The sequence below is a fragment of the Paraburkholderia solitsugae genome (assembly GCF_013177695.1).
GTDB classification, from domain to species: Bacteria; Pseudomonadota; Gammaproteobacteria; order Burkholderiales; family Burkholderiaceae; genus Paraburkholderia; species Paraburkholderia solitsugae.
In genome coordinates, this window is the sequence record NZ_WOEY01000101.1 from 95707 (window position 1) to 122059 (window position 26353).

Sequence of the window (26353 nt, forward strand, 5' to 3'; positions counted from 1 at the left end):
TTAACAACAGAACGGAACACTAACCTGATAGCGTTGATCGCGATCATGCTCGGAACGTCGCAATGAGCACGGCAACTAGCGCGTCGGCAAATCAGGCACGGGGCTTAAGTCTCACAGGCATTTTGTTCGGCACCATCGTGAAGGCGGAAACCTCTTCAATCTCGGCCGGGTCGATTGCCAGTTCGATCTTGAAGTGCCTCATCAACATCGATATAACCAGCCTCATTTCGACAGCTGCAAGGTAACGACCCGGACACACTCTCGGCCCCGCACCGAATGCCAAGTACGCCTTCTGTTCATGCACACCGTCCGATGGGTCTCGCGGATGCCTCCAACGGTCAGGGTCAAACGTTTCTGGACGCACGAAATTCCGCGGGTCCAGCATGCTTGGACGCGTGAGAAATAGCATGCGTGTACCTGCCGGTATAGCAACACCTCCCAGGCACACGTCAGTCAGTGGCTCGAACGTCTGTATTGCAGCGACTGGCCGCAGTCGGAGTGCCTCACTGCATACCGCCTCGCATAGGTCGAGGTGCTTTAACGCGTCGTAGTCAGGGCAGACCTTGGACTCACCGAGTGCCGCACGTGACTGTTCGAATAGCCGGTTCTGCAGATGCGAATCCGCAGCAATGTACATGAGCCCCCAGGCAATTGCATTAGCCGTCGTATCCTCTCCTGCGACCAGAAGCGTCAGGACGTTCGCTGAGACCTGTTCGTCGGTAACCGTTGAATCGGGCTCGTTGCGCGCGGCAAGCATCGCTTCGAGCAAGTTGTGCGGTGGCGCATCAGGCGATTGGCGCATGCGCTCACGCGCTCGTTCAATCATTCTCTGAATGTAGCTGTGTACCTCCACCATTGCCCGCGCGAGTCGCCGGTCCTGGGGAAGCAAAACGTAGTGCCAGTAAGGAAAGAGGGCAGTGACACGCCTCATCAGCGCCGGTGGTATGAGGGTAAGCTGTTCCTGGATTACACCCTGTTCCTGTTCGAGCGTATGCGGGTCCTCACCGAAGGCGAGCGTACTCGTCACGTCAACGGTGTAGCGCTTGAGTTCTTCTGTCATTTCGAGCGTTCTATGCTCCTTTGCCGCCTCTTGCAGGCGAACGAGAAGACGCTCGGTAATGGCCACCAGAGTCGGATAAAAGGCCTTAATGTTGGAAAAGGACAGCGCGCGCATGACGAGCCGACGCTGCGGTTCCCAAGCCGTGCCTTCGGCAGAGAATAGTCCGTTTCCGCCAAGCTCCGCCATAACGGATTCCATTGGCGCAAAACGTCGATACAGGTGTGGACGCTCGCGCATGACAGTCTGGAACAGTTCCGCCTGCGTCCACACTGTGATCGGAATCGTGCCGAGCTGAACCCTGAATGGCGAACCAAATCGCTTCGCCCATTGCTCCAAAGTCAGGTGAAGTCTCGACGGTGCCATCTGAAACAGATTTCCCAGGAGGGGCAAACCTTGCGGGCATGGTAGATCTGCGACAGTGCGCAAAACCGCGTTGGCGTCGAGTTGAAGGTCCGCCATACTCTCCTCCCCTTCACATGCCATAACGCGAGGACAATGGGCGTGAAGAACGCTCTTGTAGAGGATAGGTTATTGCTTGCAAATCAAAGTCGTTAATCGCAAATGCAACCGCTGAAATATTCGTCGTTGGCCGCGTGGCACTAAGTTTGGGCGCGTACGTCTGGTAAATGCTTGCATAGATGCTGCTGCCGGCACTGGTCCTCCGCTTGACTCAGATGGGCTGCCATTCCCTTGCGCGAGCGACCGCTCCAGCCGAACATTGATTCACTCTGCCATTAGCGATACCCTTAATTCGTTCGTGATCGTCGAATGCTAGTCAACCCGGAGACAACCGTTTCATGAAGCGAGCGTGGGCTTTCTCCTGCATCCTCGCCTTGAGCGCGATCCTCGGCGGATGCGGCAAGGGCGGATCGCAAAATGCTACTCAGGAATCGGGCGCATCCGCGAGTCAGGCGCAGCTTGGGCGGGCCGCGAGCGACACTCCCGCCGCATCGGGCGCGCAGGCGCGGAGCGCGCCGGCCGTCGTCACTAAGGCGCAGTTGCCGGGGGAAGCAGCCGAAACGCTGCGTCTGATCAAAGCGGGCGGCCCTTTCCCTTTTGGCGAGGACGGTGTCTTGTTCCGCAACAGCGCGGCATTGCTGCCGCAGCATCCGCGCGGCTATTACCACGCATACACAGTTCGCACGCCTGGCTCGGCGGATCGCGGGCAGCGCCGTATCGTATGTGGTGGACCGCGCAGGCAGACCGGCGACTGCTATTACACTGACGATTACTACGCCAGTTTCAAACGCATTGCAGAATAAACAGACCCGGGTACATCGCGCCATCAGTCTCGTGAAGCAATGGAGGAGGGTGCGGGAAAGAGCCCGCGCATCGACAGCCATGCCACGTGAACTCAGCGCAGACTTCTAACCTGGCTCGGCGTGACATCTCAGGCAAATCGATTGCCGAAATGGGTTCTCGTGTAGTTGACGACAGCAGCGACCTGATCGTCATCCATCGCATCGCCAAAGGGTGGCATCGCCTTTCGGCCGTGCAGTACGTTGACGATGACGTAGGGTGCTGCTTCAACTGCCGGGTTGTCAGCGAGCGCCGGGTAGTGACCCGCGCCCTGTGCGCCTTTTCCATCCGGCATATGGCATCCCGCGCAGGTCGCGTTGTAGAGCGCTTCGCCGCTTTTTTCGGTGAAGCGGTAGCCCGGCGAAATCGTGAAGGCGTGTGGTGCCTCCTGTGCCAGGTCCTGAGCCGACGACACCGTCGCGGCTCCCATCAGCCAGGCCATCAGCATCACACTCAAGATCAGCGGCGGCCTATCCATTGGCGATTCTCCGATGCAACCGGGTGATCGCATCCAGCGACGACAGCACGGCGCCTTCCTGCCATGCCGGGATATGGGAAGCGTGCTCTCCGGCAAGGACGATCCGTCCGTCGATCTGACAGAGATCCGCGTAATGCGCGTCTCTCAACGCATCCGTCCATGCGGCGAAGCAGCCATTCGTGAACGGCGATCGGCTCCAGCTCATCGCGAAGCCGTTCTGGTACTCGCGCGCGTACTGCGGATGAATCTGGCTGCCCTGGCTCAATGCCACCGCGATCCGTTCCGCAGGGGACAGTGCACCCATCTCATAGCTGGCGGGCCCCCACATGTAGGCGCCGAGCAGCACCGCCGGACCGGTCGATCCGTAACCTGTTGCCGGATAGCCGATCGTCGAGATCGGCAGGTCAGTATGCGTGATGCCGCCGTAGATCTGCTCGTCTTCTTAAATGGCACTTTGGTAGTCCAGCTCGTTTCCAGACGAGAGCCATTGCCACAAACGCGATGCAAGCAAAGGGTCGCGCGGGAGCAGATTCGACGGTACCGCCTCGGGCATCAGCCCACCGCCATCCGCGGTCGCGAATCCGCGGCGTTCACTGCTTCGCCGGCCCGCCTGGTAGCTCCCATCCCGACCGAGCGCACCCCATTGGCGCAGGGATTCGAGTAGCAGATGCGCATCTTCGACTGACAACGCATCATCGAGCGCGTCCTTGCGGATTGCTTTGGAAAGCAGTTCGGCGACATAGCCTTGATAGTCGGTCTGCACTGCCCGGAATCGTTGCGGCGTGCCATCGAAAGCCTCCGTCGAATGCAGGTAGGCGTTGTAATTGACTAGGATGAACGGCTCGAGCGGCACCTTCAGGCGTTTTGCATAGTCGAGTACGCCCTGGTGGTGATACGGAATGCGCCACGGCCCTGGGTTCAGATAAAGCTCGTCAGCGAAATCGCAGTACTGGGTGGCACCGCCGAGTTCTCTATAACGATCACCGCCCCTGACAGTCCAGGCCCGACCACCCGCGCGGTCGTTGTACTTGAGCACCTGCACGTGGTAGCCCGTGTTTCTCAACTCAAAGGCCGCGACGAGGCCAGCCATGCCCGCGCCGAGCACGAGAATTCGCGTTCCTTTGGGCGCGCCATCGAGTCTGATCGGTCCGGCGTAGGTCGAGGTAGCGGCGAACCCCAACGTGCCCATGCCTTGCATCATGGCGGCCGCGCCGAGGTTCTTGCCGATTAGCGTCAGCAGGTGCCGTCGGCTCATCGCATTGGTGGTCATTCTCGACATAAGGACGTGGTGCCCCGGCTGGAGAGAAACTATTGATGTTCCGCGCGGATTCTGCTGCGATGAACAGCAGCATAACCGCAGGCGACACCAATCAGTACACCAAACGGAGAGTACTCGATACGCGCATCACTATTCCGGTCGGCACGACCAAGCCGCTCCAGCGGCTGGGGGAGTTTTCACCGGGGTAGTGCGAAGTGGCGGTCGCCATTCAAATTCTCTCCTGGTGGCTCGGCTCTGCAGAGTTCGTTTAATCCCGCTAAAGTATGCGTCATCTCATTGCCGGATTGCTGATCCGGTGTGCAGAGCGAGTCTGCATGGGACCGGATTTAGTGCTTTGCATGTCGACACAGGGGAATGCACTTGAGAAGTCATTCACGTACCTTGAGATTTGCTTGCAAAAAGGCTACACCCTCTCGATCGCACCGCGCGATGAAGGGCGGCGTGGCGCTCGTCCTCGTCGCGTCCCTTGCGGCGTGCATGGTCGGCCCGGACTATCGCAAGCCTGAGGTCCAGGTGCCGGAAGGGTTCAAGGAAGGCGTCGACTGGCAGCGCGCCGAGGCGAATCCGCAGGCGGCGATCTCAAGCACCTGGTGGCACATGTATGGCGACGAGACGCTCAACGGTCTCGTCGAGCAGGCGTTGAAGGCAAATCAGTCGATCGCGGCGGCTGAAGCCGCCTATCGCGTCGCGCTCGCGACCGTGGAGACCAACCAGGCAGGCCTGTTCCCAGTCGTCACGGCGGGCCTCGCTGGTGCGCGTTCCGGCGGCAACGTCCAAGGGCTCTCGGCGAGTTCCGGCTCGTCGGCCTCGGCGGGCAACGCCGTGGCTGCTACCGGGACCGTCAGTTGGGAGCTGGACCTGTGGGGACAGATACGGCGCGAGATCGAGGAAGCGAAAGCAAACGCCGAGGCGTCGGATGCGCAGCTTGCTGGTGAGCGCATTTCGATCGCGGCCAGTGTCGCGACCGACTACTTCCAGCTACGCCAGGCCGACTACGACATTCGCGCGCTGAAGGAGCAGCAGGACATCGACAGCCGCATTCTCGTGATGACGCAGACCGGGTTCAAAGAAGGCGCAGCGTCGGGCGACGACGTGCTCAACGCGCAGGAGAACCTGCAAACGGTGATCGCCGATTTGCAGATAACCGAAACGACCCGCGAGCAGGACGAGCACGCGATTGCCGTGCTGACCGGCACGCCGCCCGAGTCATTCAGCATCGCCCCCGATCCTGACTACCCCTTCCTTGAGCCTGACGTGCCGCCCGCGCTCCCTTCGCAACTGCTCGAGCGGCGCTACGACGTGGTGAGCGCCGAGCGCACGGCGGCGGCGGCCAACGCGACCATCGGCGTCGCCGAAGCCGCGTACTTTCCGACCCTCACGCTCTCGGCCGAGGGCGGTTTTGCGCACAACACGTTCGCGCATCTCTTCACGGTGCCGAGCCGCTTCTGGACGCTAGGCCCCGATCTTGCCGCCACGATTTTCGATGGCGGCGAACGCACGGCCGCGGTTCACAAGGCGCGCGCGACCTACGACGAGGACGTCGCGAACTACCGTAATACCGTGCTGACGGCATTCCAGAGCGTGGAGGACAGCCTGTCATCGATGAATCACCTGCGGGCGCAGGAAAGCGCGTTCGCGCAGGTGCTCGACAGCAGCAGCCGGCTGTTCGCGAGCCAACAGGCGCAGTTCAATGCCGGCGCGTCCAGCCAGCAAAACGTGCTGACGCAGCGCCTCACCCTGGTCCAGGCGCAGCAGAACCTGCGCGATACGCAGGCTCTGCTCGCCGAGAGCAACGTGTTACTCGTCAAGAACCTTGGCGGCGGCTGGCAGCGTGATGACGCCAAGGTCGCTTCGGTGCCGGCCGCCGCTTCTTCGCCCGCTTCCGAAACTGCTGTACGACCTGCGTCGGCGCAGTCTGCCGATTGACTCACATGCTGTTCCATAACGGTCTGGGATCCCGCGCAGCACGCGTGTGCCGGCCTTAAGCAAGAACGGAGTTCTCATGAAGTCACGTCCTCAGCGCGGCGTGCTGTCGTATCTGTGTCTGATCGTACTCGCCGCCTGCTCGAAACACGCGCCGCCGCCGCCGCCGCCGCAAGTCGCCGTGGTGAAGGCGCAATCGCAGACGGTGCCGCTCGAGCGTCAGTTTGTCGGCCGGCTTTCGCCTTACTACAGCGCCAATGTGACGGCGCGCGTGTCCGGCGTGCTGCTGCGGCGCACCTACATGGAAGGCTCGCAGATTCGCGCGGGGCAACTGCTGTTCGAAATCGATCCGGTCTTTTACCGCGCGCAGCTGAATAACGACCTCGCGCTACTGGCCGAGGATCAGGCCACCTACGTCAACGACCACATCACCGCCGTGCGCAACCGCAAACTGCTGCCGGTCGGTTCGGTCTCGCAGCAGACCGTCGACAATTCCGATGCCGCCGAACGCAGCGCCGCGGCCAAGGTCAAGGCCGACGAGGCAACCGTCGAAAGCGCACGGGTTTCGCTCAACTACACGCGCGTGACGGCGCCGATCAACGGTATCGCCGGACAGCAACAGGTGACGGCGGGCGCGGTGGTCGGCACCAGCACGTCCGACACGGGTGGCAGCGGCACGCTGCTGACGACGATCCAGCAGATCGATCCGATGTACGTGAACTTCACGATCAGTTCGGCCGATCTGGCGACGCTGCAGCAGTCCCAGAGCAACGGCTCGATAGAACTGCAGCAACAGAACCAGACCACGGTGCGGATCGCGCTGCCCAATCGTACATCGTACGGCACGGCGGGCACCCTCGATTTCTCCGACGTGACGGTGAATGCCGCGACCGGCTCGATCAATATGCGTGCGCTCGTCGCGAACCCGCAGCGGCGTCTGCTGCCGGGCATGTATGTGACGCTGACCGTCAATTTCGGCCAGCAGAACAATGTGTTCCTGATTCCACAGCAGGCTGTGCAGCGCGACACGGTCGGTGCATACGTGTTTGTGGTCGGCGCGGACGGCAAGGTGACGCGCAAGGACGTCGAGGCGACCAATAGCCTTGGCAACAACTGGGTCGTCACGCATGGGCTGGCAGACGGTGACCAGATCATCGCGACAGGTGTACAGATGGTGCGGGAAGGTGCGCCGGTGAAGACCGTCGCGTGGCAGGCGCCTACGGCAGCATCGGGCGCGGCTGCGGATTCGGCTGCGACCACGACACCTGCTGTGTCAAGCCCGGCGTCGTCGTCGGGTCCCGCAGCGGCGCAGGCTTCCGCAGCATCACCGGCTTCGGCCGGCATGGCGCAGTAGGAGACCGCTCATGCCGAGTTTTTTCATTAATCGCCCCGTCTTCGCCTGGGTCATCGCGATCCTGATCTCGCTGTTCGGCATCATCTCGGTGCACGGCATGGGGATCGATTCGTACCCGGAGATCGCACCACCGGAAGTGACCGTCACCGCGCAGTATCCGGGCGCGAGCGCCCAGACGATGGAATCGACGGTGACCCAGGTGATCGAGCAGCAACTCACCGGCATCGACAATCTGCTGTATTTCAGTTCGAACTCCAGTTCGAATGGCCAGACGCAGATCATCCTCACGTTCGCGACCGGCACCAACCCGGACATCGCCCAGGTGCAGGTGCAGAACAAGGTCACGCTCGCCCAGCCTCTGCTGCCTTCGCAGGTCACTCAGCAAGGGGTGGTGGTGGCGAAGGCAAGCCCGGACATCCTGATGTTCGTCGCGCTGCAGTCGGACAATCCCGCGATCGATGCTGGGCGGCTCTCAGATATTCTCGCCTCGCAGATCCAGCCTAACATTGGCCGTGTGAACGGGGTCGGCAATACCACGCTGCTTGGCTCGGAGTACGCGGTGCGCATCTGGCTCGACCCCGACAAGCTGCAGAGCTACGGACTATCGACGACCCAGGTGCTCAATGCCGTGAGCTCGCAGAATGCGCAGTTCGCAGCGGGCTCTCTCGGCGCGGATCCGGCCGTGAGAGGACAAGTGTTTACGGCGAACGTGACGGGCGACAGCCTGTTTTCGTCGCTCAAGCAGTTCCAGGACATCATTATCGTCGCGAACAGCAACGGCACCACGGTCAAGCTCTCCGACGTGGCGCGTATTTCGTTCGGCTCGCAGACGTATGGCTTTGCGCCGGTCTACAACGGCAAAGCGGCTGGGGGGATGGCGATCTTCCTGCTGCCGGGTGCAAATGCGCTCGCGGTCGCAAAGGCGGTAAAAGCCGAGATGGCGACGCTGGCGCGGGATTTGCCGGAAGGCGTCACGTGGAGCGTGCCCTACGACACCACGCCGTTTATCACCGCGTCGATCGTCGACGTGATCCGCACGCTCATCGAGGCGATCGTGCTGGTGTTTTTCGTGATGCTGATCTTCCTGCAGAATCTGCGGGCCACGATCATCCCGACGCTCGTGATTCCGGTGGCGCTGCTCGGGACTTTCATCGGCCTGTCGGCGCTGCACTACACGCTCAACCAGTTGACGCTGTTCGGCATGGTGCTGGCGATCGGCATTGTGGTTGACGACGCGATCGTCGTGATCGAAAACGTCGAACGCATCATGAGCGAGGAGCATCTGGAGCCACGGGCGGCGACCCGCAAGGCCATGGGCCAGATCACCGGCGCCATTGTTGCGATCACGGTGGTGCTCTCCGCCGTGTTCATCCCCTCCGCGCTGCAGCCGGGCGCGACCGGCATCATCTACGCACAGTTCGCGCTGACGATCGCGGTGTCGATGGGGTTCTCCGCGTTCCTCGCGCTGTCGTTCACGCCTTCGCTGTGCGCGGCGATCCTGAGGCCAGAACACGCGGAGAACAAGAGCGCGGTCTACCGCTGGTTCAACCGCAGTTTCGACTGGACCTCGAAAAAGTATCTCGGCCATGCCGGCAGCGCCGTGCACCATGCGCCACGCTGGATGATCGTGTTTGTGCTCGTCGTCGTACTAACCGGTTTCCTGTATACGAAACTGCCGACCAGCTTCGTGCCCGACGAGGACCAGGGCTTCGTGCTCGCACTCATCAATCTGCCGCCCGGCTCGACGCTGCAGCGCACCGATCACGTGATGGCCGAGGTACGCGACAAGCTGGAACACAGTGCGGTCGGCAAGGAAATCGTGGGCATTTTCCAGCCAGAAGGCTTCAGCTTTGTCGGCACGAGCGAAAACGTCGGCATGTCGTTCATCAAGCTGGCGGACTGGAACAAACGCCATGACACCGCGATGAAGCTGATTCCGCAGATCAACCAGATCCTTCATACCATTCCCGACGCGCAGATCTTCGCGGTGAATCTGCCGACCATCCGCGGTCTCAGCCAGTTCGGCGGTATCGATATGTATCTGCAGGCGCGTGCCGGCCAATCGCGCGCGGAGCTTGGCCAGGCCACGGCCACGCTGCTTGGGAACGCGTCGAAGAACCCTGTGCTATTCGGGATCCGGCCGAACTCGCTGCCGAGCGCGCCGCAACTGGACGTCGCGGTGGACCGGACTCAGGCCGAAGCGATGGGCCTGTCGCTGACCGATGTCTACGACACGCTCGAGATGGAGCTCGCGCCGTTCTACGTCAACCAGTTCACTTACGGCGGGCGCGTGAAGCGTGTCTATATCCAGGCGGACGCGCCGTACCGGATGGGGCTCGATGCGCTCCAGCACCTGTATACGCCGAGCCTGTTCACAACCGGTAGCAGCACGAGTACCGCCGCGAGCCAGTTGTCAGCGAATAGTGCGACCGCATCGAACGGCTTCGCGACGCCCGTCGATCCGTCGCCCGCGAATCCGTCGATCAGCCCTTACAACATGGTGCCGCTCTCTAGTGTGGTGAATGCCCGATGGAGCTTCGGGCCGACCGTGCTACCGCGCTACAACGGCTACTCGGCGATCGAGGTTGTCGGCAACTCGGCCGCGGGCTATTCGACCGGTCAGGCGATCGATGTGCTGCAGAACATCGTGGACCACCAGTTGCCGGTGGGTTTCGCGGCGGATTGGACCGGGCAGTCGTTCCAGGAATTGCTGTCGGGATCGTCGGCGGTGACGCTGCTGATGCTGTCGATCCTGGTGGTGTTCCTGTGTCTCGCCGCGCTGTATGAAAGCTGGTCGATTCCGGCTGCGGTGCTGCTGGTCGTGCCGCTCGGCATGCTCGGCATGCTGGCATTCTGCCTGTCGTTCGGTGTGCCGAACGACATCTACTTCAAGATCGGCCTCGTGACCGTGATCGGTCTCGCGGCGAAAAACGCGATCCTGATTGTCGAGTTCGCAGTGGAGGGTCAGCAACGTGGCATGACGCTGCGCGACGCCGTCCTGACCGCAGCCCGGCTGCGACTGCGTCCGATCCTGATGACATCAATGGCCTTTATTCTCGGCGTGTTCCCGCTCGTTGTCTCATCGGGTGCCGGCGCCGCTTCGCGTCATGAAATTGGCACAGGCGTGATCGGCGGCATGCTGTTTGCCACGTTCTTCGGTTTGCTGCTGATTCCGGTGTTCTATGTGGTCGTCCGGCGGCTGTTGGGCGACGAGCTCGACGACGTGTCGCACAAAATGCGCCATCGCGACGGTGAAGACGGGGGCGCCCATGGCGAGCAAGACGGTGGCACACCGGGAGGTGATGGCGGTCATGACGGCGGTGGGACGGGTGGCGGGGGCGCTAGTTCTGCGGGAGAGGGCACGCCTGCCTAGCGAACAACCGGCGCGCGCCGGATACGGCGCGCTTCAGTCAGCCATGCAGCGGCGCAGCGACAGATGAAAAGAACACGGCAACAGGCGCAGGACACGCGCAACCAGATTCTCGACGCGGCCGAGTGGGTCTTCGCCGAGCATGGCGTCGCCCATACTTCGCTGGAGGACGTCGCGGTGCGGGCGGGGTTCACGCGCGGCGCGATTTACGGACACTTTCGCAACAAGGGCGAGCTGTTCGTCGCCATGACGAACCGCGTCATGTTGCCGATGGAGATGCTGGTCTCGGCATCGGTCGATGCCGGCGAGCCAGATCCGCTTGGCAGGTTACGGAAATTGCTGGTGTTCTGCCTTGGCAAGGCCGTGGTAGAGCCACATAGCCGCCGTGTTTTCGAAGTGCTGTTCACGAAGTGTGAGCACACACGCGACACGGATCTGGTGTTCGATCGACAGCGCAACGCGGCCCGCAACGGAAGAAAGCAGCTTGAGCTTGCTTTGCGAAACGCGATCGCAAAAGAGCAATTGCCGTCCGACCTGGATACAGTGCGCGCGTCGGGCGTCGTGCACGTGTTTCTCGACGGGGTGTTGCGAGACTGGCTACTGGAACAGGATTCGATCGTATTGCCGCGCGATGCTGAGTATCTGGCGGATGTCTGCATCGGCATGCTGCGGCATTCGCCTTCGCTGCGGCGGGGAGGTGAGGATGTGCATTCGCTCAGTTAAGGGACGATCGGTCTCCGATCTTCTTCGACGCGTCATCGGCCTTATGGAAAGCTTCGCATAAGGCCGATCAACCGTCTGTCACTTCGCATCTGTGAACGACAGGTCATCGGCCCCAGTCGTCATTAAAGTATCCAGGCTGGTGTGTCGGTTATCGGCTACTGATCGATCGTTCGCCACTAAGGAACTGCAACGGCAGAACGGCGTTGCATCCATGCATGCGGAGCGTCAGTATGGACGTTCTCCATCTGCGAGTACAGGAGGATGTATGCGGATCCTGGTGGTCGTCGCGCATGCGTTTCGCAGGTGCGTGGAAGAAGACGTCACCGGGCCTGTCGTATCGGCAACTCACTGACGCGCACCATGACAGATTGCCTCTTTGCCGCGCCCGATCTCATCGCGGATGCTCAAGCCCGATTCGACGCGCTGACGAATTACGAGGCGACGGTCCGGTCGACACCGTACGCAGGCGTTCCGGTCGAAGTCCGCTATTGCTACTGCAAGCCGGGATTCATCCGGATGGACTTCATCCGCCCGCATGCCGGCGCCGTCCTCACCTACAGTCCGGAGACGGACAGGGTGACGCTCTGGCCATTCGGCTTTCATACGTTCCCGCGGCTTGCGCTCGCACCCGACAATCCGTTGATTCAAGGCCCGAACGCTCACCGCATCGATCACTCTGATATCGGCGCGCTGCTGGGGAATGTCCGTGAACTTCAGCGCCATGGCAAGACCCAAATCGTGGGCCACGAGGCGGTTGGCTCGCGCCACGCCGTACATCTTGTCATCTCGGGCGCGCCGGAGCACGACGCGGCCGGCGATGGCTGCTATCAACTGTGGCTCGACGTGATGACCGGTCTGCCGATCAAGGTGATCCGCGCAAACGGGCGCGGCGAAATGATCGAAACAGTGCTAATGGAAGACCTTCGCGTCGATTTGCCTGAAATCGAGCCGTTTCTATAGCCCTTCCGCATGCTTGCATTCCGGCGATGCGCCCCACCACTGTGAACCGCGCGGCGGAAGTCATTGCAGCGGACGACGCCGATTACGGTGTTGCTGGGCGAGCAGAACGTCACCTTTGCGTTGCCGCATGCTGACCGGGTGTACGTACTGGAGCATGGCCGGATCGTGTGGGAGGGCGATCCGTCGAGCTTTGAGCGGGAGATGGGACGCGGCTACCTGGAAACTGTGCGGTGTTCTGCTTGAACGCGTTGCACGGGAAGCTGTTGAAGACGCCACCGAGCATCGTCGAAAGCCCGTCGGCGCGAAACGCGTTGCCAAGCGTGGTCTGCGACGATGGGCGCCCGATGATCGTGCCGATCGCGAGTACGTTGCCGGTCGTCTCCGCCATGATGACGGGCATCGCGAGCGATATCACGAGAATTGGCGTTACCGCGAAACATGGTGCGCCGAACGCGAATGGCGCGCTGACTGCCGTCAAAACGAAGCGTGCCGAACTCAGTGTGACGAAACGCACGTCGCATCGCCGAATGCTGCCGGAGCGGCCAGGCTGTCGCATACCTGATCCCTCGCCATCAGGCCCGGAAAGCCGCGGTCCGCAATCAGGGCATGGTCGTCTGCGATCGATCGTTTCGGGCGAGGACGACTATTACTCCAGGGAATAACTATGATTCCGCGCCCGCTGCTACCACGCACCTACCGTCGGGACTAAATTTGTCACGACCGGCTGCCAGTCGGGAAGCGCGCCCAGGCAGATTCGATATTTTCAGAATCGAATATGAATGTTTGGGCCGGGACAGAAATCACGGAACTGGAGGAAGTAATGGACACGAGAAATAAGGTATTGGTGGTGGGAGCGAGCGGACTCATAGGCGTAGCCGCGATTGATTCCTTTCTCTCCGCGGGCTGGGATGTCGTCGGTATTTCGAGGCGCAAGCCGGAACTGCCGAGTGGGCGAGACTTTGCGTTTATCCCGGTGGATTTGCGAGATGAGAGCGCCGCCCATGAGGCGCTGTCTGCGCTCACCGACATTACGCACGTAGCGTATGCGGCAATTTACGAGCATGCCGATGATCTGGTGAGCGGTTGGTCGAGCACAGACCAGATCGAAGTGAACAATGCGATGCTGCGCAATGTGATCGAGCCCCTCATTTCAGGGAAATCGGCGCTCAAGCATGTGTCTATCCTGCAGGGAACGAAGGCATACGGCGTGCACCTTCATCCTATTGCTATCCCGGCACGGGAGAGCGACCCCCGCGAAAATCACGCGAACTTCTTCTTCGATCAGCAGGACTACGTTCGCGACACGGCTGCGAAGCACGGTTTCACTTACACCGTGCTGCGCCCTCAACTCGTCACCGGGAAGACGCCCGGGGCGCTCAACGTACTCCCGGCCATCGGTGTGTATGCGGCTATCCGCCGCGAGAAGGGCGAGGCATTCAGTTTTCCCGGCGGCCCGTCGTTCGTCTGGGAAATGGCAGACGCCGATCTCGTCGGCGAGGTGATGGTGTGGGCGGCGCAATCTCCGCAAGCGGCGAACGAGATCTTCAACGTCACCAACGGCGATGTCTTCGAATGGCGAAGTGTGTGGCCCGCGATGGCGAAGACGCTAGGCGTGAAAGTTGGAGGCGATGAGCCTACCAGGGTGGCGCAGTACATTCGCGACAACGCCGACGTCTGGGCGAAGATCGTCGAGAAGTACGACCTTGCGAGTGGTGATCTTCGTGCGTTTGTCGGACAGGGCGATCAACATGCCGACTTTGCGTTCGCATATGGAGCGCCTGCGGGCCCCGTCGCTTTTGTCAGCACCGTCAAGCTTCGTAAAGCCGGATTCAACGCTGCGGTCGACACTCAGGACCCATTCTGCGCAGCGCTTCAGTCTTTCATCGACCGGAAGCTTTTGCCGCCGACGCTGCAGTGAGGGCGCGCTGGCCAGGAGGAACACATCATGAACAGACTGCAGGACAAGACAGCCGTCATAACAGGCGGTAGCAGCGGCATCGGCCTCGCCACGGCAAAGCGATTCGCGGAAGAGGGCGCTCACGTGTTTATTTTTGGGAGGCGGCAATCGGAACTGAATAAAGCCGTTGACCATATAGGCAAAAACGTCACGGCGGTACAGGGCGACGTCACAAGGATGGAAGACCTCGATCGGCTGTATTCCAAGGTCAAGGCCGAACGGGGATCTGTCGATGTACTTTTCGCCAATTCCGGCTTCGTGGAGCACCAGGCAATCGGGGAGATTTCGCCCGAGCATTACGACAAGACTTTCGACGTCAATGTCCGCGGCGTAATTTTCACCGTGCAGAAGGCTCTGCCTATCCTTCGGGACAACGCCAGCATTATCCTCACGGGCTCAGTCGCTACCATCAAGGGGCTTCCTGCGCACGACACCTATAGTGCGACGAAGGCGGCGGTCCGGTCCCTGGCGCGTACGTGGACAATGGAGCTCAAAGGGCGTGGCATTCGTGTCAACGTGATCAGCCCAGGGGCGATCGACACACCGATCATCGACAGCCAGGCGTCGACGCCCGAGGACGCGGAAAAGATTCGCCAGAACTTCGCTGCCGCCACGCCGCTGGGACGTATCGGACGACCGGAGGAAATTGCATCTGCGGCGCTGTTCCTCGCATCCGACGACAGCAGCTATGTGGCAGGCGTGGAGCTGTTTGTCGATGGTGGCTTGGCGCAGGTCTAGACCCTGCCACGCCGCGATGTCGCAGCCTCGCGACAGATAAATGCCTTGGCGCACCTCCGCGGAACATCACCGCGCGAGGTGCGCGCTTCGCGCTTACCGGTGCCTACGTTCAGCGTCAGCTGTACGCCTGCGATGTTTTGCGCCATCTCTCCAACTCGCGGGCCACGTTGTACCGTGTCCCGCACATCGATCGCCGGAGTATGGCGGGCGCTGCACACATTGGTAGCCATACGCGAAGGACTGACTACAATGTATAGGTGCAAGCGAAACTGCAAAGGTGGTCTGTTCAGGCATAACGGTCAGTAGAGTGACGTTTCAATTCCTTCATCGGAGGCATGCCCATGACTTGCCTGAGCGAAAGGATTGTCGGCGCAATATTTTTTCTACTGAGCGGATATGCGTTCGCGAGCGGCCTCGTCACCGATTCGCCCGAAGAGACGACAGTTGCGAATATCGCGCCTCTGCCCGAGACGGTCGTTCCGCCCATTCCGGAGCCGCAACGCTACTTGCCCCGCTATGAAATGGAATATCAGTCGGATCAGGGAAAGCCGTTCTACGCGCAATTCGAGAACTTCTATAGCACACAGGTGACCCACGACTTCCAATTCGGCGCCGGGAACGCCACACCAACGCCTGAGGCGGTACCGCAGCAGGCATCGGATTATCTCCATCTGGGTCCGTCGACGGCGCTGCAACTCACACTGGTTCAGTTGCCAAACGCGACTTTAACGCTCGGTGCGCAACCACAGCGAAGACTGTCGTTGATCGTCGACGACTGGATCTTTTCTGGAACAGCGCGTGTCGCGGTTCTCCATTCACATGATACGGGCGCGACGCTTTCTGTCAGACACGGCTTTTAATCCGAGGTGTGTGGGACGGGCAACGCTCGGACCGACCCAAACTGAGACGTTCAATTATTCGAAGTACCGCAGTTTCATATCGGCGACGTCCATCTGACCATGCGAACATGAACCTGCCGACTATTTTTTCGAAACCTTCATCTGCCAGCTCGGCTCACCGTTCGTTGTCGCCAGCGTGTACGAATCCTCGCCCGACCGGGCGACGGTACGGCACCAGTCGGTGACTGACTTCGGCCATTGAATGTGAACACAGTACCGACCGTCATCGGAGATTTTCCAGGTTCCGTGGCCGAGCGCCGAAAAGTGTTTCGAACCGGATCCAACGCCATTTTGCCAATTCGCAACGAGTGTTCCGTCCTGCGCGTTCGTCCATCGATTGTTGTCTCCATTCGCAAACTTGATGTTGACGTCCGAATTCGGAAGTATCTGTTGCAGCTCGTCCCGCGACAAAGGTTGCCCATCGTCTGCGACGGCAATGACAGTCGACAGAGACAGGGCAGCGGCAACGATTAACATTGAGGAGCGTTTCATAGTGTCTCCACACGGCGCAACGCGCCGGAATCGATGGTCGTCAATCGATTGACGGGCCACACCTGAGCCCTCGTGATTCATATCCCGGTGTAGGCATCGCCCCACAGGGAAAACTCATTCACAAGGTGCTCGGCGTGAGAGACGACACTGTCGACGGATGCGTTCGTAGTCTTAATTTTTTCGGAATTGAGGGCGCCACTATCCCTCGAACGAAGCATTTTGGAACTTACCACAACACATTTCGCAAACACGAATAGCACGGCATCGGGTAATCAATGCCGAGCCGCGGTTCGTCAAAAGTTGTGCATGCAGTTCTTCGTTTTGCGAGTGATTGAAAAAACTGCGTTCCTCTATCGAAGTTGTAGCGGGGCGTTTCCAGAACTTCAAGAGTAAACCAGCGTTTGAAGGGGGCAGTCGTTTACCAAGAGCCACTTTCCAATCACTGATTGGTGCACCGCTCAGCATCCGAGGCTTCATCACCTTGTACGAAGCGTGAGGAAGCGTCGTCGTCGCCTTGCGCCAGTTTCTCCACCCCAGCTTCGCGCAAAAAATGCGTGATCGTTTCCTCGATCACCGACCTGGCGAGCCCCTGCACGATGAAGACGAGCCGAGTCGTGTGATCGTCGTCAGGCCACGCTTCAAGTCGCAACGGTTCATGCAGCAACTGCTGCACGCCATGGAACACCACAGGCCGCGATTCGCCGATGAAATTGCCGATCCCCTTAACCCGCAGGATGCGTTCGCCGTGATAGCCGAGCAGTACGGTCAGCGCGGTCTCGAATGCCTGCATCGGCAATGGCTGCGAGTATGTCAGGCAGAAGCTGTCGATGTCCGGATGGGCCACGCGTGACGCCGTCGCGCCACGCATCAGCGACTTGCGGGGCGAAGGCTCGGCGCGCAACCAGGGCCGCAAGGCACGCGGTGTCAGGATGTCGAGCAATTGTTGTGCGTCAATCTCGCCGTTGCGCACCGGAATGCGCGTCGCACCCGGATTCAGCGCCTCAAGCGCGGCCTCGAGGTCGGCAAGCGCGGGCGCATCGACTAGCTCAGCCTTTGTCAGCAACAGCCGGTCCGCGACCGCCACCTGCTGACGCGATTCCTCGTGTCGGGCAAGTTGCGCGGCGCCGTGTTTCGCATCGACGGTCGTCACGATGCCATCGAGTTGCAAACGACCATCAAGCGCTGGGTCGCCCAGCAGCAGCGAGATTACCGGACCGGGGCGCGCGAGCCCCGTGGTCTCGATCAAAATCCGCTCGAACGGGGGAATCTCGCCGCGCGTGCGACGCTCTAGCAGATCGGCCACGGTCGCAGCCAGTTCGTCGCGCACGCCGCAACACAGGCAGCCGTTTTCCAGCATCGCGATGGTGTCGTCGCGCGAGGTGCTGATGAACAGATGATCGAGACCGATCGCGCCCAGTTCGTTGATCACCACCGCACAACGGCCCAGCGCCGGTTGTGGCAGCAGGCGATTAAGCAACGTGGTCTTGCCCGAACCGAGAAAACCAGTCAGCAACGTTAGGGGAATCGCAGCGGATTGCACGGTGGTTTTTCCTGACACTCAGATTACCTGCAGGTCTTTTCCGACGATGACCTGTCCGTCGAAATGCTTGCGCGCATCGGCGGCCCACATCTCGTCGGTAATCGCGGGATCGCCGCCCGGCACGAAATGGCTCAGCACTAGCGTCTTGACGCCAGCCGCCGCGGCGATCTTGCCGACCTGTTCAGTGGTGGTGTGGCTCTTCACGAGGTGATCGAGCAGCGTTGGCGCGTTGTCGACGGTCTTCATCAGCTTCTGGAGCGCGGGCAGGTACATCACTTCGTGCACCAGCACGTCAGCGCCTTTCGCGAACTCGGCAAGCGCCGGGTAGTAGGTCGTGTCGCCGGAGAAGACGACGGTGCGGTCCTTGGTCTCGAAGCGGTAAGCGAACGCCGGCTTGATCGTGTAGTGGTCGACCAGTGTCGAGGTGACGCGCACGCGGTCGTCTTCCATCACGAGGCGCGGGCCGTCGAATTCATGGATGTTGATCAGTGGCCGGAACGGCGGGCGGCCTTCTTCGCGCATTCGCACGTCGAGGTCGATCGCGTTCATGTCGACAAAGTCGTCGATCATCTTTGTCATGCGCGGCGGTCCGTACAGATTGACGGGCGTATGCAGGCCGGTGGCCCAGGCGAGGAACACGAGGTTGCCGAGGTCGGCGTTGTGGTCCGAATGATGGTGGGTCAGGAAGATGTCACGAATGCCCGGCAGTTTGATGCCTGCTTTGGTCAATTGCAGCGCGACGCCGTTGCCGCAATCGATCACATAGGGCTGACCGTCGACCACCAGCACGTTCGCCGGTGCCGCGCGCAGGTCAGATGGCGTCGGGCCCCCCTTGGTGCCGAGCAGGATCAGTTGTGTGCCTTTTGCCGGGAGTCCAGCGGCGGGTGCAGGGGTTGCGGAGCTGGCCGGTGACTGCGCGTGAGCGTCCTGCATCCACGGCAGCGCTGCGGTGGTGCCTGCTGTAACGGCAATACGCATGAAATCACGACGGGAACGTCCGAACGGCTGATCACTCATGGCTCTGTGTCTCCTGACATTCTGGTTAGGGTGCGCGCGATTCTAGCGTCGGGATCGGGCAGCGTCGCCTAGACACTATCAGAGAACAGCGCTCGGACGAAGATCGTGAAATAGCTCATAGACGGGCATCCGTGGTTGATGGGCCCGGCATGGGCATTCTCGGTGGAGACGGGTGTCCATACGTTGCGCCTCATTGGCAGCGGTCTGTTTGACGCCTACCCCAAGCTGCAGGTGATTCTCGGCCATCTGGGCGAACTCGTGCAGAAGAACATCTGGCGTACCTCGCACTGGGCCTTGGCGAATGGCAAGAACCCGATGGGCGTCAAGGCGAAGCAGCCGTTCATGGACTATTTCCGGCAGAACTTCCATATGACGACGAGCGGCAATTTCCGCACGATTGCCATGCGCAATGCGATGGAGGAAATTGGCGGCGACCGAGTGCTGTTCTCGACCGACTATCCGTTCGAGACGATGGAAGAGGCGAGCGCCTGGTTCGATCGCGCGGAGATCGGCGACAACGACCGGCAGAAGATCGGCCGCGACAACGCGAAACGGTTGTTCAGGCTGCCCTGATTGATGATGTGCGTTACGACTACCCTTGTCCTTTGTCCTATTAGCGCTTATCCCTTCGGCCAAATCAAACATTTAGCCTACAACGTTGAAGGCAACCCACGTGGGCTGCTTTATAATTACCACGTCGTCGGGAAACACCCGGTGACCTGGTTTAGCAGCCAGTGACGCAAACCGCACACCCGCCCAGGCGGGCGTGCGTCTACCTCTGCACGTCTATATTTCAATGGGCGGGCCGTGGTGGGGAGCCGCAAGGCTCGCCGGTTTGTTTGTGTCCCGGTCTGCTAACCCGCTTCGTGCCCGCTCACCCCTTCCAAGCGAGTGTCGGGCGATCCGAGAAGTAACAGGGAGATCGCACCATGAGCAAGTCCACCAAAAATCAACCCGCTTCACGTCCGCCTGTCGACGCACTCCAGTATGAAAAGCTTGCCCTGTCGGCATTCGATTTATGCGACCGACACCTGGGTCAACTGGATACGTTGATCACACTTGCGTCCTCGATATGTAGGAATCCTTCCATCACGATTGAGGAAAGACGACGTCGTCAGACGCTTCTGGAATTGCTGGTGGACACCGCGGAGCAATATCAGCAGGAACTCGAATGCGACCGCGAGCTATACAAGGTGATTGCGCTCGATGCGAAGGGCGTTCCGCAAAGCCGCATCACGGCACGCCATGCAGCGAGCCTGCTTGCGGAAGAAGTATCGCAGCGAGCAGGAGAACCCGTAGCCACTGCTAACGCGCCGCAGCGCAAAAACCCGTCATCGGAAAGCGCCGCGGCGTTGAGAGCCGACGCGCTGCAGCAACCGGTTGCCGCGCCAAACTAGGCGATTGAGAAAAACCGGCGAGTGATGGGGCGGCGCGTCGGAATCCTTCGGAGATTCGTGCACTGAGACGGTTTTCGTCCGTCTCGGTGCGGCCGATACTGTTGAAAAAGTCGTAGCGCCTCGCCCTAACACCAGCATTGAACAATTCGACCTCTCAGATCGCCCCACAAACCGCTCGCGAGCATCGGTTAAGGGTAAAGCGACCCATGAAAACCTGGTTAGAACGACTGTCACCGACTTTTTCAACAGTATCGGCCAAGAGCGGCCATCCAACTTCTGCACCTGAATCGTCGACAATTTAACCCGCTGCATGTGCGTCTATGCTCATATCGCTACAGATGGAAAGCTCTCGTCGCACACGGGAGTGGTAAATTATCCTGCGTTGGACTCCAAACACGAAAAATTAACAATTGTCGGAGCAACGGGGATGAACCGGACATATGTACTGGTCGGAGTCGTATTGGCGTTCCTTGCCGGCGTCTGGACGGGGCATCATGGGGCGGCGGGACAGAAAACGGTGGCGACCCGCGAGCCGCAGTCGATGGCTGCCCTCCCGATCTGGAAAAATCCCCAATGCGTCCCTGCGAATAAGAAAGAATACGAGCGCTTTGAAATCGCTGCTTCGACTCTCGAACGTATTGCCCCGCATTCAGCTGACTGGCTATCCATCGGGGCCGAGCGCGCGCTCAGTCAAGACCTGTATCGCAGCACTCCCGGACAGTCAGTGGGTCCGAGGGTATGCAGCCCGCCAGAAATTTATGCTCGCGTTGCTTCTGCTTTTGCAGGGAATCCGATCAAGGGCAGATTTGATTTATACGAGATCGAACTTGCCTCGCATATGCAACTCCCGCCCGTTGAAGTTGTAGATGCCGTAGCACAAGTTGCTTTTGAGGCGCGGCCCGTGATTGACGACGATATTGCTGGGCAAGTCAACGGAGACATTCGGCCCATCGCTAGAACTGTATTGGCGGGCTTTGGCCGCCAATCCGCCAAGTACGCGAGCATGGCCTTTGACCAGGTGTCCAGCGAAAACTCGCTCGGAACTGGCGCAGCACAAGTGGCGGCCGCTGGAGGACACCCCGAGGCGCTATCCCGGATAGAGTCTCTTATGAATCAACTGCTCGCTTCGGTACCCGACGATAAGCCCATTCCTTTGACGACCCGCGACCGACTGTACGAGCTAGCGTGGGCAATCTCCGTTTCAGGCGATTCCGCAAAGGATCATGTGGACCCGCTCATTAGACTCATGGGAAAGCAGGTGCAAAGTGGCGCACCACCTTTCGGCCTACTGAGTCTCCACCCGAAAAGAATGTGCGCAGTGCTGTTCAAGATCTACGGTGAAGACACGCATGTGACAAGCAAGTTTCCGTACTGCACCGACGATTCCCCGTTGGAATCGTACCCTAGAGGGGCATTCGCGCTCGAATCGGTTAGCGGTCGGTGAGCCAAGGCAAACCGCGCAAGAGATAGACGAAGCAATGGCGCGAGTTCTAAAGCTGAAGAGAGATATCCTAACTTACGTCTCTGCTGCGTTCGCCAAAAGGCCTGATTGCGAACACTTGAAAAGCGAGACTTAAGAGCCAACCCCGGGTTCAGCCAGTCTACCTATGAAATGGCGATCAACGACGGCTTCATGATTCTTCGTTGAGCATCACGTCGCAGTCGAATCTTCACTGCGTTTCGACGAGAACAAAGCGGTTGCACACGACAGCTCGACTCGTGAGGGAAAGGGAGAAAAGAGACATGCGTCGCTGGATAGTCAGTTTGTTGAACTTCGCCCTGATGGTGGCCATTCCGATTGGTGGCTGGATCGGATATCTGGACTATGGGGAGAAGAGGCACTGGTTCGACCGCGGCACGATGGGGCATGGACTAACAAACGAACCTGCACGCTCGCGGATTGTTGGGGGAGTCTTGCTAGCGCTTGCTCTCGTGGGTTTGCATCTCGCCACACGACGCTGGTCATGGCCCGTAAAGTGCGTCTGCGCAATCTGTCTGGTGGGTTTTCTCTTTTGTACTTTTGTTTTTCTCGCTTTCGCCGAAATAATCGGTCATGGTCCTAGGATGCCGTAAATAGGCGGCAGTCGGGGCTGGTGAACGATTGGCAAGTGACATGCACTTCCGCTGCTACGTCTTGAGTCGAGCCGAAAGCAGGCATCCAGAAGTCGTTGCCGAGCGGCACAGTTGGGTCGACCACAGCCGACCGCATCGGACCAAGTTCGGCCAGTTATGGTCAATCGACACAGCAGCGTGGATCGTTGACACCCATTAGCGAGCCCGGTGTCAAGTGAGCGAACAATTAAATCAACATGGGGAAAAAGCGCATGTTGTCAGAGGCCACCATTCCATGTTGGACCCGCGGCCGCGTGTGGCCCACTTTGGCATACTTGGCGGCAGTCATCGCGAGCAGCTTGAGGCTGTACAAATCTAGTCACGCGTCGGGGCCTTGGATCATCGCATTGTTCGTGATACTTATCGGTGTTCCGATTTGCAGACTATCCCTGAAGAAGCAGTTTGTGTTTTCCCGCCAACCCAAGGCGGTACGACGCGAAGTCCGCTTTCTCGGAATACGGGTCAAAACTGAATCATTGGATCCTACTCCGTTCAGATGGGTTCGTTCGCGCATGGGTTCATTCGATCCACGAGACGCGATCATTGAACTGGGGATGGAGCATTCCTACGATGCGCTAACTCTTCAAACAATAAAATATGCGATGAAGGAAACGCCGGAAGTGACTGCGACTCGCGGGCAAATCGCGGATGTACTTGGCGTCATTGACCGCGGTCACGAACATTTGCCGCCACGGCGGACCACAGAACGACCTCGTTAGGGCAGACAACCCAATCTGCGTACGCAGAACGCACGGTTTGACAGCACGACGGGCTGCTTTCGGTCTGGCTGGGTGTCTCTGTTGGGGCGCGTTCTGCCGACCGCCAGCTCGCGAATTTCATGCTACTTATGCCACTTGCATGAGGCAGAGAGCGAGATTGTCGGCCACCCGTGGCATTCCACTCCACGCCCCACGGAGCCGAGTGACTATTTCTCGCGGCGGACGGGAGCTGTCCGGTCAGATTCTGGATCCGTGCTTTCGGCCATTCAACATCAGTGGTCCGATCGTTGACACTCGTCATTTTTATGGCACGGATAGCATACCCAACCTATGATCGATCAGGGAAACTGCCACAGCCCAGCGACAGCGGGCTGTGGCGCAAGACATTCATCGTCGGACGGACAAGCGTTACGCGTCAGATGGATGGCGGTGTCTTGACGGGCAAGCCAGAGGTCGGATCGAGGTAGAGCTTGGTCTCCCGGTGCTCATCGTGGCGGCGGTTGAAATCGAACATACCCATGATACTGCCCGCCTTCGCGTCGAACGAGCCGCCTCCGATCCGGTTGCCGTCAAGCCAATTGTCTTCGATGAAACGCACTACTGACGACTGATCAATCAGGGTATGGTCGATGTAGTTCTGTTTCGCCCATGGCGAAATCACAACAAACGGAATGCGGGTACCGGGACCGCACCGACCGTTCACAGGTTTGCCATTCAACCCGTCGGGTCCAGTGCCTGAGCCGCAAATTCCTGGGCCGGTCAACTGATCCGCGACCGAGTCGAACGAGGCGCTCGTCGGCAGTGCGTATGCGTCGTCGTACCAGCCGTCGGAGTCATCCCATGCCACGATAACGGCCGTGTCACGCCAATCCGGTTGCTGTTGCAGGAAGTTGACGACCTTCGTAACGAACGCCTGCTCGTCAAGCGGATCCGAGTACCCGGCGTGACCGTCCTGATAGGCAGGCGCCTTCAGGAAGCTCACCGCAGGGAAATTACCAGTTTGAACAGCGCTATAGAAATCGTCGATATCGTACTGGTGATTCGCGGGATCGACGGTCGAGCGATGTGCCCCGTAGGTATGCCCGATGGCCGACACCGAACTGGGGCGCAAATGCTGGGGGTTTGACGTCGACGCGTAGTACTGGAACCAGTTGTGGTGCGGAATGTAGTCGGCCGTGGCGGCGCCGACCACTTGCGACGTCGTGCTGCGTTTGCATCCTGTCGTTCCGTTGCTGTTCGTGGTCGACAGATTGAAGCCGCCCATGAAGCCGCCCCACGTAATGTTGCGCGCGTTGAGCAGGTCGCCGATATTCTTGCCGGTCATCTGCGCGGCATCGGTGGTGCTCGAACACAGGTCGAAGGCAGGATCGACGTCGTTGATCATCGTGAATCCGCCTTGGCCGTCGTTGACGTAATACGAGCCGGCCGTCGAGGGCTGCTTCGACGTCAAGACTACTTTCATGCCGTTGGTCTGTCCTGAGACGACTTCGAGCGCACCTGGCGTCGACGGACCATATGTCGATGTATAGGCGTTATCGCTCATCGCGAAGTTCTGCGCATAGTTCCAGAGCGCCGTGACCGTATTGCCGTCGTAGTAACCCATCACCTGGCCGGCCGTGCCGAACGCACCGGCGCCGCCTGTGGTGCCGTTGCCCGTGTATTTCGGAAAGAGGTCTGCCTTGCCGTTGTCGTATGCCTGCTGCTCAGCCGTGTACGCATGGTTCTGGTCGGCTGTGGCCGCCTGCGTGCGATCGAGACGGAACGGATTGGTCGCGCCCGCGCCATTGGCGGCGTTCGTATAGTTCGGGTTGGCCGTCAACAACGTGCCCGATAAGCCGTTCACCTCTGGCGTGCCGGCTTGCGCTGCAAACGCAGGTTCTCCAGACGGATTTGCCGCATGCGGGTAGGTCGCGAAATAGTGATCGAACGATACGTTCTCCCCGTAGATCACTACCAGATGCTTGATGGGGGTGGCTGTATGGACTTCATCCCGCCGGGAGCCATGCTGGTCCCCGTCGTGGTCTTCGCTGGCGCTCCATGCAGCCGTCGTCGCAAGCGCGACAGCCGTGAGCGAGATAACGGTAATCCGACGCCAAAGCATTGTGTGGCTCCCAGTAGTGTTACCCAAAGATAATCGCGGTGCCGGGATGGCTTATCTAACCTGCTTCACAACGCTGATCCGATCCGACAATCGAGAGCCGCGCGGTCGCGGTGGTTGCAGTACAGCAGGCGCCAATCATTCAATCACGCACGTATGAATGATTGGCGTCAGGAACCTTTCATGTTGTTTCGATTCGCGATCTGCTATCGGGGCGTCAACTCGATCGTGGTTGGGAAGATCGGTTGAAGGAATGTTGGCAATGCCTGCCGTGTTTCAGGCAGAAATTGCAGCGAGAAGGGCCGCATGTACGCAATGTGAGTGCGACGCATCCCGCAGAACCCGGCCAATTTCGGCCACTCGCCAGAGCCATGCGAAGGTCACTTGAATGGCTGGTCCGCTCGGAATTCCGCCCGATGCCCGACAGCGCATGTCCGCCGAAGCGGGCTCCGTCGCGGAGCCCGTGTGCTTCATCAATTGAGGGGCAGCCTCAAGTCTGGTTGCCCCACAGATTGTCGATCGCGCGGATCGCTAGCAAATATCCGTTCGCGCCAGCTCCGCAGATCACCGCAGTGGCCGCCACCGAGATCGTCGAGTGACGATATTCTTCGGAACGCCGGTGAATGTTGGTGATATGCAATTCCACTACCGGCCGGCGGATGAGCTTGACTGCGTCGAGCACCGGAATCCGACCGAACGAAAAGCCGGCCGGATTGATGATCAGCGCCGCGTCTTGCAGGAACGCTTCCTGAATCCAGTCGATCAGCTCGCTTTCGCTGTTGGTCTGACGGAATACGCAGTCGAACTTGAGCGCGTCGGCCAGCGTCAGGCAGTTCTCTTCGATGTCCTTGAGCGTGGTGGTGCCGTAAATGTGAGGCTCCCTTGCGCCCAGCATGTTCAGATTGGAGCCATTGAGGATGTAGAGTTTGCGAGTCATG

General features: G+C 59.8%; 22 protein-coding genes and 2 pseudogenes. 14 read left to right on the forward strand and 10 right to left on the reverse strand.

The genetic code is table 11. The features are described from left to right. Positions 1-91 precede the first annotated feature (91 nt). Entirely contained in the window at positions 92-1519 is a 1428-nt protein-coding gene (locus GNZ12_RS25895; protein WP_172315045.1) for a cytochrome P450, read from the reverse strand. 338 nt (positions 1520-1857) lie between these two features. Between GNZ12_RS25895 and GNZ12_RS25900 the strand changes: the two genes are divergently transcribed. Continuing rightward, positions 1858-2322 carry a ribonuclease gene (locus tag GNZ12_RS25900; protein ID WP_172315046.1) on the forward strand — a complete coding sequence of 155 codons (465 nt, stop codon included), beginning with the start codon at positions 1858-1860 and terminating at the stop codon, positions 2320-2322. 128 nt (positions 2323-2450) lie between these two features. On the opposite strand, the gene GNZ12_RS25905 is transcribed toward GNZ12_RS25900, so the two are convergent. From GNZ12_RS25905 to GNZ12_RS25910, 3 genes are read right to left on the reverse strand one after another with little or no spacing between them, the layout of a single operon-like run. Beyond that, entirely contained in the window at positions 2451-2837 is a 387-nt protein-coding gene (locus GNZ12_RS25905) for a c-type cytochrome (protein WP_172315047.1), read from the reverse strand. After that, entirely contained in the window at positions 2830-3267 is a 438-nt protein-coding gene (locus GNZ12_RS45605) for a flavin monoamine oxidase family protein (protein WP_407947732.1), read from the reverse strand. The genes GNZ12_RS25905 and GNZ12_RS45605 overlap by 8 nt, the downstream gene beginning before the upstream one ends. 12 nt (positions 3268-3279) lie before the next feature. Beyond that, the gene (locus GNZ12_RS25910) at positions 3280-4116 is read right to left on the reverse strand and encodes a flavin monoamine oxidase family protein (protein ID WP_407947729.1); all 837 of its coding nucleotides are present in this window, start codon (positions 4114-4116) and stop codon (positions 3280-3282) included. A gap of 59 nt (positions 4117-4175) precedes the next feature. On the opposite strand from GNZ12_RS25910, the gene GNZ12_RS45095 reads away from it, so the two are divergent. The 7 genes and pseudogenes from GNZ12_RS45095 to GNZ12_RS44575 form a co-directional block, all read left to right on the forward strand. Beyond that, a complete protein-coding gene (locus GNZ12_RS45095; RefSeq protein WP_268959056.1) occupies positions 4176-4304 on the forward strand; it encodes a hypothetical protein in 129 nt (42 codons plus the stop codon). A gap of 253 nt (positions 4305-4557) precedes the next feature. Beyond that, positions 4558-6042, forward strand: coding sequence for an efflux transporter outer membrane subunit (locus GNZ12_RS25915; RefSeq protein WP_328806074.1), 1485 nt, complete (start codon positions 4558-4560; stop codon positions 6040-6042). Between the two features lie 76 nt (positions 6043-6118). Then, positions 6119-7393 carry an efflux RND transporter periplasmic adaptor subunit gene (locus GNZ12_RS25920; RefSeq protein WP_172315049.1) on the forward strand — a complete coding sequence of 425 codons (1275 nt, stop codon included), beginning with the start codon at positions 6119-6121 and terminating at the stop codon, positions 7391-7393. 10 nt (positions 7394-7403) lie between these two features. Beyond that, complete coding sequence (locus GNZ12_RS25925; protein WP_172315050.1) at positions 7404-10766, forward strand: efflux RND transporter permease subunit; 3363 nt, start codon at positions 7404-7406, stop codon at positions 10764-10766. Positions 10767-10829: 63 nt separating this feature from the next. Continuing rightward, on the forward strand, positions 10830-11486 hold the full coding sequence (locus GNZ12_RS25930) for a TetR family transcriptional regulator (RefSeq protein WP_172315051.1): 657 nt from the start codon (positions 10830-10832) through the stop codon (positions 11484-11486). A gap of 360 nt (positions 11487-11846) precedes the next feature. After that, positions 11847-12446 (forward strand): LolA-like protein, encoded by a 600-nt coding sequence (locus tag GNZ12_RS25935; RefSeq protein WP_172315052.1) that lies wholly within the window; start codon positions 11847-11849, stop codon positions 12444-12446. A gap of 60 nt (positions 12447-12506) precedes the next feature. Then, a pseudogene (locus GNZ12_RS44575) lies at positions 12507-12689 on the forward strand (ATP-binding cassette domain-containing protein); the annotation flags it as partial. Between the two features lie 16 nt (positions 12690-12705). Here GNZ12_RS44575 and GNZ12_RS25940 read toward each other — a convergent pair. Then, positions 12706-13002, reverse strand: a pseudogene (locus GNZ12_RS25940) (solute carrier family 23 protein); the annotation flags it as partial. A gap of 264 nt (positions 13003-13266) precedes the next feature. Here GNZ12_RS25940 and GNZ12_RS25945 point away from each other — a divergent pair. The 3 genes from GNZ12_RS25945 to GNZ12_RS25955 all read left to right on the forward strand — a co-directional run bounded on the left by GNZ12_RS25945 (position 13267) and on the right by GNZ12_RS25955 (position 16001). Next, complete coding sequence (locus GNZ12_RS25945) at positions 13267-14364, forward strand: SDR family oxidoreductase (RefSeq protein ID WP_172315054.1); 1098 nt, start codon at positions 13267-13269, stop codon at positions 14362-14364. Between the two features lie 27 nt (positions 14365-14391). After that, complete coding sequence (locus GNZ12_RS25950; RefSeq protein ID WP_172315055.1) at positions 14392-15141, forward strand: SDR family NAD(P)-dependent oxidoreductase; 750 nt, start codon at positions 14392-14394, stop codon at positions 15139-15141. Between the two features lie 341 nt (positions 15142-15482). Beyond that, positions 15483-16001 (forward strand): hypothetical protein, encoded by a 519-nt coding sequence (locus tag GNZ12_RS25955; protein WP_172315056.1) that lies wholly within the window; start codon positions 15483-15485, stop codon positions 15999-16001. A gap of 120 nt (positions 16002-16121) precedes the next feature. On the opposite strand, the gene GNZ12_RS25960 is transcribed toward GNZ12_RS25955, so the two are convergent. The 3 genes from GNZ12_RS25960 to GNZ12_RS25970 all read right to left on the reverse strand — a co-directional run bounded on the left by GNZ12_RS25960 (position 16122) and on the right by GNZ12_RS25970 (position 19050). Further along, positions 16122-16532, reverse strand: coding sequence for a DUF995 domain-containing protein (locus tag GNZ12_RS25960; RefSeq protein WP_216673356.1), 411 nt, complete (start codon positions 16530-16532; stop codon positions 16122-16124). Positions 16533-16971: 439 nt separating this feature from the next. Further along, the gene (locus tag GNZ12_RS25965; RefSeq protein WP_172315058.1) at positions 16972-18072 is read right to left on the reverse strand and encodes a CobW family GTP-binding protein; all 1101 of its coding nucleotides are present in this window, start codon (positions 18070-18072) and stop codon (positions 16972-16974) included. An 18-nt stretch (positions 18073-18090) separates the two neighbouring features. Beyond that, complete coding sequence (locus GNZ12_RS25970) at positions 18091-19050, reverse strand: MBL fold metallo-hydrolase (protein ID WP_172315106.1); 960 nt, start codon at positions 19048-19050, stop codon at positions 18091-18093. A 177-nt stretch (positions 19051-19227) separates the two neighbouring features. On the opposite strand from GNZ12_RS25970, the gene GNZ12_RS25975 reads away from it, so the two are divergent. The 3 genes from GNZ12_RS25975 (at position 19228) to GNZ12_RS25985 (ending at position 21930) form a co-directional block, all read left to right on the forward strand. Beyond that, positions 19228-19662 carry an amidohydrolase family protein gene (locus GNZ12_RS25975; RefSeq protein WP_235993884.1) on the forward strand — a complete coding sequence of 145 codons (435 nt, stop codon included), beginning with the start codon at positions 19228-19230 and terminating at the stop codon, positions 19660-19662. 356 nt (positions 19663-20018) lie between these two features. Then, a complete protein-coding gene (locus GNZ12_RS25980; RefSeq protein WP_172315059.1) occupies positions 20019-20486 on the forward strand; it encodes a hypothetical protein in 468 nt (155 codons plus the stop codon). Positions 20487-20913: 427 nt separating this feature from the next. Beyond that, the gene (locus tag GNZ12_RS25985; RefSeq protein WP_172315060.1) at positions 20914-21930 is read left to right on the forward strand and encodes a hypothetical protein; all 1017 of its coding nucleotides are present in this window, start codon (positions 20914-20916) and stop codon (positions 21928-21930) included. Between the two features lie 1802 nt (positions 21931-23732). Here GNZ12_RS25985 and GNZ12_RS25990 read toward each other — a convergent pair. After that, positions 23733-25418, reverse strand: a complete 1686-nt coding sequence (locus GNZ12_RS25990) for a phospholipase C (protein ID WP_172315061.1) — start codon at positions 25416-25418, stop codon at positions 23733-23735. 487 nt (positions 25419-25905) lie between these two features. Continuing rightward, on the reverse strand, positions 25906-26352 hold the full coding sequence (locus GNZ12_RS25995; RefSeq protein WP_172315062.1) for a type II 3-dehydroquinate dehydratase: 447 nt from the start codon (positions 26350-26352) through the stop codon (positions 25906-25908). Position 26353: the final 1 nt, after the last annotated feature.

Coding starts and splice junctions, on each gene's coding strand:
- GNZ12_RS25895 (WP_172315045.1), bottom strand. CDS start 1,519: ATGGCGGACCTTCAACTCGACGCCAACGCGGTTTTGCGCACTGTCGCA.
- GNZ12_RS25900 (WP_172315046.1), top strand. CDS start 1,858: ATGAAGCGAGCGTGGGCTTTCTCCTGCATCCTCGCCTTGAGCGCGATC.
- GNZ12_RS25905 (WP_172315047.1), bottom strand. CDS start 2,837: ATGGATAGGCCGCCGCTGATCTTGAGTGTGATGCTGATGGCCTGGCTG.
- GNZ12_RS25910 (WP_407947729.1), bottom strand. CDS start 4,116: ATGTCGAGAATGACCACCAATGCGATGAGCCGACGGCACCTGCTGACG.
- GNZ12_RS45095 (WP_268959056.1), top strand. CDS start 4,176: ATGAACAGCAGCATAACCGCAGGCGACACCAATCAGTACACCAAACGG.
- GNZ12_RS25920 (WP_172315049.1), top strand. CDS start 6,119: ATGAAGTCACGTCCTCAGCGCGGCGTGCTGTCGTATCTGTGTCTGATC.
- GNZ12_RS25925 (WP_172315050.1), top strand. CDS start 7,404: ATGCCGAGTTTTTTCATTAATCGCCCCGTCTTCGCCTGGGTCATCGCG.
- GNZ12_RS25930 (WP_172315051.1), top strand. CDS start 10,830: ATGAAAAGAACACGGCAACAGGCGCAGGACACGCGCAACCAGATTCTC.
- GNZ12_RS25935 (WP_172315052.1), top strand. CDS start 11,847: ATGACAGATTGCCTCTTTGCCGCGCCCGATCTCATCGCGGATGCTCAA.
- GNZ12_RS25945 (WP_172315054.1), top strand. CDS start 13,267: ATGGACACGAGAAATAAGGTATTGGTGGTGGGAGCGAGCGGACTCATA.
- GNZ12_RS25950 (WP_172315055.1), top strand. CDS start 14,392: ATGAACAGACTGCAGGACAAGACAGCCGTCATAACAGGCGGTAGCAGC.
- GNZ12_RS25955 (WP_172315056.1), top strand. CDS start 15,483: ATGACTTGCCTGAGCGAAAGGATTGTCGGCGCAATATTTTTTCTACTG.
- GNZ12_RS25960 (WP_216673356.1), bottom strand. CDS start 16,532: ATGAAACGCTCCTCAATGTTAATCGTTGCCGCTGCCCTGTCTCTGTCG.
- GNZ12_RS25970 (WP_172315106.1), bottom strand. CDS start 19,050: ATGCGTATTGCCGTTACAGCAGGCACCACCGCAGCGCTGCCGTGGATG.
- GNZ12_RS25975 (WP_235993884.1), top strand. CDS start 19,228: ATGGGCCCGGCATGGGCATTCTCGGTGGAGACGGGTGTCCATACGTTG.
- GNZ12_RS25980 (WP_172315059.1), top strand. CDS start 20,019: ATGAGCAAGTCCACCAAAAATCAACCCGCTTCACGTCCGCCTGTCGAC.
- GNZ12_RS25985 (WP_172315060.1), top strand. CDS start 20,914: ATGAACCGGACATATGTACTGGTCGGAGTCGTATTGGCGTTCCTTGCC.
- GNZ12_RS25990 (WP_172315061.1), bottom strand. CDS start 25,418: ATGCTTTGGCGTCGGATTACCGTTATCTCGCTCACGGCTGTCGCGCTT.
- GNZ12_RS25995 (WP_172315062.1), bottom strand. CDS start 26,352: ATGACTCGCAAACTCTACATCCTCAATGGCTCCAATCTGAACATGCTG.